The organism is Streptobacillus notomytis, assembly GCF_001902585.1.
Classification (GTDB): Bacteria; Fusobacteriota; Fusobacteriia; order Fusobacteriales; family Leptotrichiaceae; genus Streptobacillus; species Streptobacillus notomytis.
In genome coordinates this window covers 1-11,055 of record NZ_LKKV01000077.1, presented here as the reverse complement: position 1 = coordinate 11,055, position 11,055 = coordinate 1, and the positions used below count along the sequence as shown (strand labels likewise).

General features: G+C 25.8%; 14 protein-coding genes and 2 pseudogenes. 2 read left to right on the top strand and 14 right to left on the bottom strand.

Annotation, left to right across the window (positions count from 1 at the left end; genetic code table 11):
* Positions 1 to 1,120: pseudogene (locus BUE91_RS03020) on the bottom strand (autotransporter domain-containing protein); the annotation flags it as partial.
* 271 nt (positions 1,121 to 1,391) lie between these two features.
* Here BUE91_RS03020 and dcm point away from each other — a divergent pair.
* Together dcm and BUE91_RS07740 are read left to right on the top strand one after the other, a co-directional pair.
* Positions 1,392 to 1,882: pseudogene (dcm, locus tag BUE91_RS07435) on the top strand (DNA (cytosine-5-)-methyltransferase).
* A 134-nt stretch (positions 1,883 to 2,016) separates the two neighbouring features.
* Entirely contained in the window at positions 2,017 to 2,241 is a 225-nt protein-coding gene (locus BUE91_RS07740; protein ID WP_219335358.1) for a DNA cytosine methyltransferase, read from the top strand.
* 36 nt (positions 2,242 to 2,277) lie between these two features.
* On the opposite strand, the gene BUE91_RS03010 is transcribed toward BUE91_RS07740, so the two are convergent.
* From BUE91_RS03010 to rpsJ, 13 genes are all read right to left on the bottom strand, one after another.
* Positions 2,278 to 2,508 (bottom strand): PDDEXK family nuclease, encoded by a 231-nt coding sequence (locus tag BUE91_RS03010; protein WP_073507910.1) that lies wholly within the window; start codon positions 2,506 to 2,508, stop codon positions 2,278 to 2,280.
* 93 nt (positions 2,509 to 2,601) lie between these two features.
* Positions 2,602 to 3,981 carry a glycoside hydrolase family 1 protein gene (locus BUE91_RS03005; RefSeq protein ID WP_073507909.1) on the bottom strand — a complete coding sequence of 460 codons (1,380 nt, stop codon included), beginning with the start codon at positions 3,979 to 3,981 and terminating at the stop codon, positions 2,602 to 2,604.
* The gene (locus BUE91_RS03000; protein ID WP_066900853.1) at positions 3,974 to 4,411 is read right to left on the bottom strand and encodes a DUF3284 domain-containing protein; all 438 of its coding nucleotides are present in this window, start codon (positions 4,409 to 4,411) and stop codon (positions 3,974 to 3,976) included. The genes BUE91_RS03005 and BUE91_RS03000 overlap by 8 nt, the downstream gene beginning before the upstream one ends.
* Positions 4,408 to 4,554, bottom strand: a complete 147-nt coding sequence (locus BUE91_RS07105; RefSeq protein WP_180370673.1) for a hypothetical protein — start codon at positions 4,552 to 4,554, stop codon at positions 4,408 to 4,410. Before BUE91_RS07105 ends, BUE91_RS03000 begins: the two co-directional genes overlap by 4 nt.
* A 44-nt stretch (positions 4,555 to 4,598) precedes the next feature.
* Positions 4,599 to 5,918, bottom strand: coding sequence for a PTS sugar transporter subunit IIC (locus tag BUE91_RS02995; protein ID WP_073507908.1), 1,320 nt, complete (start codon positions 5,916 to 5,918; stop codon positions 4,599 to 4,601).
* Positions 5,919 to 5,936: 18 nt separating this feature from the next.
* Positions 5,937 to 6,242 carry a PTS sugar transporter subunit IIB gene (locus BUE91_RS02990; protein ID WP_073507907.1) on the bottom strand — a complete coding sequence of 102 codons (306 nt, stop codon included), beginning with the start codon at positions 6,240 to 6,242 and terminating at the stop codon, positions 5,937 to 5,939.
* 14 nt (positions 6,243 to 6,256) lie between these two features.
* Positions 6,257 to 6,568 (bottom strand): PTS sugar transporter subunit IIA, encoded by a 312-nt coding sequence (locus BUE91_RS02985; protein ID WP_066900857.1) that lies wholly within the window; start codon positions 6,566 to 6,568, stop codon positions 6,257 to 6,259.
* 2 nt (positions 6,569 to 6,570) lie between these two features.
* Complete coding sequence (locus tag BUE91_RS02980; RefSeq protein ID WP_073507906.1) at positions 6,571 to 8,457, bottom strand: BglG family transcription antiterminator; 1,887 nt, start codon at positions 8,455 to 8,457, stop codon at positions 6,571 to 6,573.
* Positions 8,458 to 8,608: 151 nt separating this feature from the next.
* Complete coding sequence (locus tag BUE91_RS02975) at positions 8,609 to 8,914, bottom strand: DUF898 domain-containing protein (RefSeq protein ID WP_241497072.1); 306 nt, start codon at positions 8,912 to 8,914, stop codon at positions 8,609 to 8,611.
* Positions 8,915 to 8,991: 77 nt separating this feature from the next.
* On the bottom strand, positions 8,992 to 9,276 hold the full coding sequence (gene rplW, locus BUE91_RS02970) for a 50S ribosomal protein L23 (RefSeq protein ID WP_066900863.1): 285 nt from the start codon (positions 9,274 to 9,276) through the stop codon (positions 8,992 to 8,994).
* Complete coding sequence (rplD, locus tag BUE91_RS02965) at positions 9,276 to 9,920, bottom strand: 50S ribosomal protein L4 (protein WP_073507905.1); 645 nt, start codon at positions 9,918 to 9,920, stop codon at positions 9,276 to 9,278. Before rplD ends, rplW begins: the two co-directional genes overlap by 1 nt.
* A gap of 20 nt (positions 9,921 to 9,940) precedes the next feature.
* Positions 9,941 to 10,567, bottom strand: coding sequence for a 50S ribosomal protein L3 (rplC, locus tag BUE91_RS02960; protein WP_066900867.1), 627 nt, complete (start codon positions 10,565 to 10,567; stop codon positions 9,941 to 9,943).
* 62 nt (positions 10,568 to 10,629) lie between these two features.
* Entirely contained in the window at positions 10,630 to 10,938 is a 309-nt protein-coding gene (gene rpsJ, locus BUE91_RS02955) for a 30S ribosomal protein S10 (protein WP_073507904.1), read from the bottom strand.
* Positions 10,939 to 11,055 lie beyond the last annotated feature (117 nt).

The following is an 11,055-nucleotide window of genomic DNA, read 5'->3' as shown; positions in this document are numbered from 1 at the left end:
TCATATTTCCTGTTACATTTTCCATTGATTTTATTGTAACTACTGTTTTTCCATCACTTTCTTTATTTAAGATTAAATCACCTTCTAATACCCCATTTTGTAAATTAACTTTTAAAACTTTTTTTAAGTAATCATAATGAGTAATATCCATGTTACCTTTAATCCTATTATTATTATCTATTCTTCCAGATGCAGTACTAATCTCAAATCTTTCCTTAACTTCTATATTACCAAAATTTTGAAAATTTAAATTTTCTACAGTAACAAACATATCTTTTGATTTAATTACACCACTTTTTGTATTTAAAAAATAAGTTCCTTTATCTTCACTGTTTTGAGTAGATTCTGAAAGATTGTAGTCAAACATCTTAACATCTATCATACCAGAATTTACAAATATAGATTCTGTCATATATTTTGTATAAATTTTTTCACCTATAATTTTTCCTTCATTTTTAAAATTTAATTCACCTTCATGTGCTAACATAGATAAAGCATTATTTATTGTTCCTGTCTTCCTATTTATTACACTTAACTTTATCCTACTGTGTAACAAAGTATGTCCATAAATTGTCCCAGCATTATCTAAAACTGTTAATTCATCACTCCAAATATAATTTGAGTTATACCATTTTTTATCTTCTGACACTGAATTTTTTAAAATTGCATTTTTTGAATTTTTAAAATATACATATTTTGAGCTTAAATATATATCTTGTAAATTACTTTCAATTTTTTTATTATTTACAATATACATTAAATTTGAATAACTTGTTAAACCATATTTATCTTCAGGTATTTTAATAAGTTCTGTTCCTTTATCAATTGAAATATTTGCATTATTTACAACTTTTATACTATTAGGGATTTCTTTTTCCTTTGAATATATTTTAGCATCTTTAGATATCTTAAAATCTTCATTAAATTCAAACTTTGCTTTTTCATCATTTCCCACATGAACTTCATCTTTAGGATCTTGATAAGACTTATCATATTTAATTTTAGATTCAATTTCATTTATATTTGCTACATCTTCGTTTATTTTTTCATCTACTGTTTTAGCATTTGCTAAAATAGATATTAAAAAAAATAAACAGGTCATATACTTCCCTTTAACCATTTTAATCTCCTTTTTACTTTTTAAAGCATATGATTATAGTATATCCCCAAAAAATATTTTGTCAATAATTAAATGTGAAATTTATTTACAAAATAATTTTCTCATGTTATTTATATCACTATTTTCTTATTTTAACAAAACTATTTACAATTAAAATTTAGTATATATACTATAATAAGAATAATATACTATTCTGTGGAGGTTTATATGATTAAAGTTGATGATAAATTATTAAAAGGATATAAATTTATAGACTTATTTGCTAGAATTGGTGGATTTAGAATCATTTGGTGCAGAGTGTGTTTATTCAAACGAGTGGGCTAAGTATACACAAGAAACTTATAGAATGAATTTTGGAGATATTCCTCAAGTTAATGAAAAAAATATTCCAGATCATGATATTTTATGTGCTGAATTTCCATGTCAAGCTTTTTCTATAAGTGGAAAACAAAAAGGATTTTAGGATAGTAGAGGAACCTTATTTTTTGATGTAGCAAGAATTATTAAGGAAAAGAAACCTATGGTAGTATTTCTTGAAAATAATGTTGAAAATTTTGCTAAGCATGATGGAAGAAAAACACTTAATATTGTAAAAAAACAATGACTGAACTAGGTTATATCTTTCAATATAGTGTTCTTAATCCAACTAATTACGTTATTCCTCAAAACCGTGAACGTATATATATGATATGTTTTAAAAATAATGTTGATAGAAAAATATTCACATTTACAAAACCATTTAAGTTAAATAGATTTATTTAAGATTTTCTACTTAATGATAAAGAAGTTGACAATCTAATTGTTAATCGCAAAGATTTAGTTCTTAATGAAAAAGCTGATATTAATTTTAATTCTACATCTACAATAAAAGTTGGAACTGTTGGTAAAGGTGGACAATAAGAAAGAATTTATTCTCCAAAGGGAATAGAAGATTACACCCTAGAGAATGTGCCAGAATAACGGGCTCCCCTGATAATTTCAAATTAAATCCTAATAATAATCAAACATATAAACAATTAGTAAACTCAGTTGTAGTTGATGTCATACAACTTATATTAAAACAAATAGGTTATACTCTAAATCATGAATACAATAAGGTTAATAGAGTATCTATTATATAATAAAGTACCTAGAATCATAAATCTAGGTACTTTTATTTATAAAGCATCTATAAAAGTTTTTAAATCTTTATCTTCCTGTTCTTTAATCAATTTAATACTAAAAATAACATTAGCATTTCTAGTAGTAGATAGTTTTCTAATCCTATATATATCATTTTCAAGATGACTAAACATATATTCTGCATCATCATCAACAAATTTTAATTTATTAAGATTCTCACTATATTTTATATTAAAATTATCTATTATCTCAAAAAGTATATTCATAGAATTTAGTTTATTATATCTACTTTTATGTACTTTACTAGAACCACTTTTTTTTATTCTATATTTAGTTGTTATATAGAAATATTTTCCATATCAAAATCCATTATTTTTACTTAATTCATTAAACCAGTATCCTGATTTTTTTATATATCTCTTATTTGTATTTAAATCAAGTTCTATTAGACCATATCTATTCTTATATGAATTTAACCATGACCAACAATCTATTGCAGTCCAAACTAAATATCCTTTACAATTTGATCCCTCTTTTATACCTTTATGTAACCATTCTAAATGTTCTTTAAAAAACTCTATTCTATAATCATCATGTATCATATTATCTATCTTATACTTTTCTTCCCCTTCAACTCCCATACCATTTTCTGCAACAAACCAAGGTATGTTTCCATAATTTTCTTTTATATTTAACGCTATATCATACAAACCTTTAGGATAGATTTCCCAACCTCTATAAGGATTCATTCTTCTACCAGGCATTATAAAATGTTCATAATAATATTCTGGCATAAATGGTGCTTCATCATTAGGTTTAGAATCTCTTGCTTTAACTCTTAATGGTTGATAATAATTAATACCTAATATATCCACCTTATTATTTTTAATTATTTCTAATTCATCATTACTATATTCTGGTAAAAGATCATGTTTTTTTACTAGTTCTATCAATTCAGAATCATATTTACCTCTTACAGAGGTATCAAGAAAACTTTTATTTGCAAATAATTCAGCTATCCTTGCTGCTTTTAAATCACTTGGATGATTACTTCTTGGATAAGCTGGTGTTAAATTTAATATTATTCCTATTTGTCCATCTTTTATTATTTCTCTAAACTCTTTAATTGCCTTAGCTGAAGCAAGCGCTAAATTATACCCTACCTGTACTGCTTTTTTAGGAGCAACTTCCATCGGATAATGATATTGTTTTAAATAGCCACATTCTACAGATACTATAGGCTCATTAAAAGTAAACCAAGTCTTAACTATATCTCCAAATAACTCAAAACAAGTTCTTGCATATCTAGCATAAGCATCAACTACTTCTTTACTTGCAAATCCACCAAATTTTTCTTCTAATGAAAGAGGTATATCAAAATGTGATAAATTTACAAATGGCTCTATTTCATTTTCTTTTAAACTAGAAAAATAGGTCCTGTAAAATTTAACTGCTTCTTTATTAATTTCTCCAACTCCATCTGGGAATAATCTTGCCCAAGAAATTGAAGTTCTAAAAGTATTATGCCCTGTAGCTTTTAATAATTTAATATCTTCTAAAAAATATTTATACATACTTGAAGTAATTTGAGGACCTATACCATTATGAAACTTATATGGTTCCATTTCAAAAAATTTATCCCAAGTAGTTAAACCTTTCCCATCTCCTTTAAATCTTCCTTCACTTTGTTCTCCACTTATAGAGCTACCCCAATAAAAATTTTCTGGAAATTTAATCATTTTTAACCTCCATTCTTTTGCTTATTAAATAATTTTCTACTACTTTTAACATTTTTCTTTTCTTTCTTTTTAAGAAAAAAGAATAAAAAATTTCCATAAATACATGATTATATTTTCTAATACGAAATTCTGTAATATATGTTTCATCATATATTATCTCTATTTCATTTGTATTTAACTCATTAATTTGATAGTCTACAATATTTTCACCTAAGCTTGAAATATATTTTAATGTATATCTTGAATTTTCAACTAAATTTATTATTTCTACAGTACTTTTAGCTATTTGATTAGTTTTAGTTTTAAGTTCTACATTAAATTTCATTCCCTTTTTTATTTTTCCTGTAACTCTCATTTCATTTTTTATATTCTCAATTAAAAAATTATAAAACTCTTTTGAAGATACATTCATTTTCTGTTCCATTCTCATTTTTTATTACCTCTTATTAAAAATATTACTCCTATAACTACCAATGTTAAACCCATTAGAAGATTAATTAATTGATTATTTAAAGGATATGTTGCTATGGCTATAGTACCTAAAGTGATTATAAATAGTTGCCATGATTTCATTTCTTACTCCTTTATTTAATTGGGGTGGATATCCACCCCTAATATTAATTTTCTTTTATTCTATTTGCTATAATAACAAATGGTGTCCATATTACAAATGCAACAAATACATTAAATAGTGAAACTAATGCTGCTGCTATACTTCCACCTGTTGCAAAAAATGCATAAATACCTGGTGGTAATATCCATGGAACTTGAACAAATACTGGTGGAATTATACCTAAAACTGTTGTTGTATATGCAATGATTGCACATATAGTTGAAACAGACAAAAATGGAATTAAATATAGTGGGTTTAAAACTATAGGCATACCAAAAATCATTGGTTCATTAATATTAAAAATTCCCATAGGTAATCCAAGTTTTGCAACTGCTTTATGTTCGTCTCTTTTTGAGAATAAGAAAATTGCAATTATTAATGCTATAGTAATTCCAGAACCACCCATTTGAAGATAAGCATCAAATGATCCTCTAGTCCATAAGTATGGTAAAGTATCAACTGTTCCACCTTTAGCTATATGTTCTGCATTAGCAAGTAATGCAGGTTGATAAATACCATCAAGGAATGGAGCAAGTACATTATGTCCATGTAATCCAAAGAACCAGAAAAGTTGAACTAAGAATGCAAGTAATATTACTGAAAATGCACCTTGAGAAAGACCTAATAATGGAGTTTGAATATATCTAGCTATTAAATCATTTAATGATTGTCCTGTAAATGTTGTTACAAAATATGATAAAGTAGCTGAAGCATATATAGCTATTACTCCAGGTATTATAGAAGCAAATGCTTTATTAACTGCTGGTGGTACTGAATCTGGTAAATTAATTGTTATTTTTCTTATCATTAATTTACTATAAATTACTGTTGAGAAAAATCCAATAATCATAGCAGGGAATAAACCAGTAGCACCTAAGTACTGATTAAAGTTTAAAAATCCCCATGATGAAACTTCATGCATTGTTCCATTTATTTCAGTCATGAATTTTGCTTCCTGTGGTAAGAATAATATAAATGATGCAAGTGCAACTAAAGAACCAGCAAGAAGATTTACCTTATACCCTGAAGCTAAATTATATCCTAATGCAACAATGAATACTAAAGAAAGTATTGCAAGTGAACCAAACCACACTACACCATTAATTTTAATAGGGTGTGATAAAAATTCTGCAACTTTAGGAAATCCATATCCATTAGGAATATCTCTAAATAATACATTAAGTAATACTGCAATAGAACCAACCATAGTAACTGGTAAAATTGCAATAAATGAATCTCTAATAGCAACTAAATGCTTTTGCGAAGAAAGTTTTGTTGCCATAGGAACAAAATAATTTTCCATAAAATCCATAAATTTTTTCATGCGTTTCTCCTTATATATTTAATTTTTTTCCACCATTGATAGTGAATAATCTAAAACTTTATCACCTTTCATCATTCCATAATCCATCATGTTAATAACACCTACTGGTGTTTTACCAAATTTATCTTTAATATCATTTTCTAAATATTTAATTTGTGGGCCAAGTAAAACTACATCAACTTTACCTACAAACTCATCTGAGCTTGCCTCAGGTATTGCAATAATTTCAGTTTTTAAATTTCTCATTTCAGATTCTTTTTTCATTTTTTCTACTAAAAAACTTGTAGACATTCCTGCTGTACAAATTAATAAAATCTTTAACATATTAATCATCCTTTCTATTTTTTATGCAATTCAATAATTTCCTTTGCCAAATCCTTAGTAAGTAGTGCCATAGTTAAATGATCTTGTGCATGTACCATAATTAAATTTAAAATAATTTTTTCTTCACTAGAAGTTTCTTTAACTATTAAACTTGTTTGAATTTCATGTGCTTCTAAATAATATTTATCTGCCTCTTTCATACATTCTTCAACTTTTTCAAAATTACCCTTTTTAGCAAATTGTATTGCCTGCATAGAACTTGATCTTGACATTCCTGAATTTGCAATTATCTGCATAGCATATTCACTTAATTCATCATAGCTCATTTCTATTTTCCTCCTATATTTTCCAAAATATTTATAAAATTATCATAAGTTGGTGTTAGCAAAATATTATCTATTATCTCCTTATTTCCAACTATTTTTGTAAATGCTTCATATATCTTTTCATTCTTATTATTTTTATTATCTAAACATAAAAACAAAATTATATTTACATCATTATTTATCCACCTTATAGGATTTTTGCTAATACAAACTCCTATAACATTTACTTTTTCTATTACTTCAACTGGATGTGGTATTGCAACCTCATTTGAAATTTCAGTCATACCAAGTTTTTCCCTTTTATGTATTAAAGCTTCAATATCATTATTCATATTAGGTATTTTCATGAGTTTATCAGACATTAATTTTATAATCTCATCCTTACTTTTTATATCATTTATATACTTAAAAAGTGATTTAGGTATAATTTCTTTTAAATAATTATTATTTTCTTTTAAAATACCTTTTATCTTTAAAATATCTTCATCATTTAAAAAGTAATTTATCTTATACACTGGCTTATCTATTTTAATGTCTAAGTCAATTAATGAAAATATTATATCCACATTTCCTAAGTCCATATCTAATAATTCATTTACTCCACAAGAAGAGATAATATTAGTGTATTCATAAAATAGGTTGCTATAAGTATAAATTAAAAATTTTGACACTCCTCTTCCACTTGGACAAACTATCAATATATTTTTCCTGTTTGATATATTTAAATTAATTTCTTTACTCATATGTAAGATTACTGCAATAAATCCAATTTCAGCATCAGATAAACTTGTTTTATAGAACCTTTTAGATATCAAATTACAAACATATGTAGCCACATTGTATTCAAGAGGCATATTTTTTTTAATATCTTCAAGTAAAGGATTTTTAATTTTAATTCCAAATCTTATTCTTATACATAATGCAAGTATATGTGTATATAGGTTTTTATATAAATCATCATCATTGTACAAGTCAATTTTAAAAGTGAGTTTTACGTAGTATAATAATTCTTGTATAATATCATTTACTTCATTAATTTCTTCTGTTTTTAATAACTTATACGTTAAAGTTTCATTTGTTAAAAAATGTATGGTGATATAGTCTAAATCATTACTATTTAATTTTAAACTATAGCCCAATTTTTCATATATCCATTCCATACATTCTAAAATATGAACTCTTTTACTTAAAAACAAATCATTTTTTTCAATATCTATATTTTTTATTCTTTTATTTGATTCTATTCTATAAAAGCTTACATATATAGCTGATACTAAATTTTGTAAAGAAATGTCAGATATTTTAACATTTTTCCCTTTAAGAAAGGTGTAGGTATATTTAGCAATATCATTTATACTATATTTAATCTTTTTATCAAAAAACTTATTTTCATTAAGCCTTTTCTCTAAAATATCTATTAGAAAATTACGAATATTTAACTCTTCACCTACAAGTTTTAATCCATAATAAGGTTTTCTTTCAAATTCAAGATTATATGTTTTAATTATATTTTCTATCTTCTTTATATCATTTGATAATGTTTTCGTACTTATATATATTTTTTCAGCTATATCTTCTAATTTAATATATCCATCTTCTAAAGTTAATCTATCAATAAGATATATTTGTCTTTCTTCTGAAGTTATGGGTATTTTAGAATTATCTAAACTAAAAATTTCATTTTCTTTTAAAAGATTTCCACTTAATCTATATCCAAATCTAGTTTTTGAAACAATATTAATATTATGTTTTTTTAAAATTTCAGATAATTCTTTTATATATTTTCTACAAGTCTTATCTGACATTTTTAAATGATTTGATAGTTCTCTAGATGTATGAAAGCTACCATCAAATAATACTCTATAAATTAATCTAAGTTCATTTTCCATAACCTCTTCCTTTCAATATTAATATACCCTCATTTTATTTTTTTTCAATTACTAATTTTTCCATTTAATTAAGGAAATATATTTCCATTAGAGTATATTAAAAAAAGCCTGCTTCTTGCAGGCTTTAATAATTTAATATTTTTATTTAAATTTAATCTTCAAAATGTGTATGTTTTGCTATCCATTGTAATATCTTAATTTTTACCCATAAACCATATATACCAAATGTAATTAAAGATAAAAACCACCATTTGATATAATTTCCAAATAATTGAATTCCTGTTCCATCAAATATAAGTCTTTTACCATCAATAATAGTATGTTTTGTTTCCCATTTTTGATATATAACTATAGCCCACGGTAATCCAATAAATAGTGTACAAAAAGATAATAATCCACATAAAATAATAATTCCGTAATATCCTAAAATACCACCATCAAAATTTGATTCCTTCATTATTTTACCTCTCCTAAAAAAATATATAATTTAAATAAACTGACCCCAAAAAGAAGGTCAGTTCATTTCTTAATTTATTATACTTCGTAAGCTTTAATTGATTCACCATCTACTAATTTAACAATAGCTTTTTTGTAAGCTGGTGTTTTGTAAAGTGTCATTCTAGCTCTAGCTGTAGTTGGTTTCATGTTAATAGTATTAACACCTGAAACTTTAACATTGAATAATTTTTCTACAGCTTCTTTTATTTGTAATTTATTAGCTCTTCTATCTACTATAAATACATATTCATTTGAATTTAATAAAATTCTTGATTTTTCTGTATTCAATACAGGTTTTTTGATTACGTCAAAAATTGTCATTATCCAAGCACCTCCTCGATAGTTGCAAGAGCTTCTTTAGTAATTATTACTTTATTGAATTTTAATAAAGCATATACTGATAATTCTCTTGGATCTAATATTTCAGTTTTTTCTATATTTCTTACTGATAAGTATAAGTTCCAATCAGCATCTTCTAAATAATCATTTACTATAAATAATTTTTTATCTTCTACCATATTAACTTTTTCTGTAAAATTAATAAATGTTTTTGTTTTAGGAGTATCTAACATGTAGTCTTCTAATACAATTACATCTCCATTTTGGATTCTAACAGCTAATGCTGATTTTAAAGCTAATTTTCTAACTTTTTTATTAACTTTTTTATCATAATTTCTTGGTTTTGGTCCGTGAACAACTCCTCCACCTACCATATGAGGTGCTCTTGTTGATCCTTGTCTAGCACGACCTGTTCCTTTTTGTCTGAAAGGTTTTCTTCCTCCTCCAGATACTTCTCCTCTTGTTTTTGTTGAAGCAGTTCCTGCACGTGATGCTGCAAGTTCTGCTGTTAATACTTCATGCATTACATATTTATTAGGTTCTAATCCAAAGATTTCACCACTTACAGTAGCTATTCCTTTTTCTTCACCACTTAAATTATATACTTTTAAATTAAATTCTGACATCTTTGCCTCCTCTCTCTATATTAGTATTTTTTTACTGATTTCTTGATAACTAAATAACCATTTTTAGGACCTGGTACTGCACCTTTAACTAATAGTAAGTTATTTTCTACATCAAACTTAACAACTCTTAGATTTTGAACTGTTACATTTTCATTTCCTAATCTTCCAGCCATTTTCTTACCTTTTGGTACATTTGAGTTTGATGCAGCTCCTCCTGCATTTGATCCTCCAAGTCTGTGGTTTCTTGAAACCCCGTGTGTAGCTCTATTTCCACCAAAGTTATGTCTTTTCATAACCCCAGCAGTTCCTTTACCTTTTGAGATTCCTTGAATATCAACAAATTCAATACCTTCTAATACATCAACTTTTAATTCTTGACCTAAAGCAAATTCTTCAACTGATTCTACTTTAAATTCTTTTAAGAATTTTTTAGCTGTGATTCCGGCTTTTTTGAAAACACCCATTTCTGGTTTATTTACTAATTTTTCTCTTTTTTCATCATAAGCTAAAGTTATTGAAGTGTAACCTTCTTTTTCTACTGTTTTAGTTTGAACTACGAAGTTTGGTCCAGCTTCAATTACAGTAACTGGTATTAATTTTTCGTTTTCAAAAATTTGTGTCATTCCAATTTTTTTACCTAATATCATTTCTTTCCTCCTTAATATATTGGTTGATAGAGCTTAAAGCCCTACCAACTTGTATCAAAGCACTATTGCTTTATTTCTATTGAAACACCTGCTGGTAAGCTTATTGAGCTTAAAGCTGTTAAAATATCATTGTTTGATTCTTTAATTTCAATGAATCTTCTATGTATTCTCATTTCAAATTGTTCTCTTGAATCTTTATTAACATGTACAGATCTTAAAACTGTATATTTTTTAGTTTTAGTTGGTAAAGGCATTGGTCCTGCAATTTTTGATCCATTTTTCTTTACCACTTCTACTATTTTAGCAGAAGTTTGATCTAATAATTTGTTATCATAAGATTGAAGATAAATTCTTTTATTTTTGTTATCCAAAATAATTCCTCCTCAAATTATTTATTATTTTACAGTTAAGTTAAAGGATTAAGATTCTCAATAAGAGAGGGAGGAATAACAGTAGCCTCAGGAGTTGTTGCTGATATAGCTGAATAA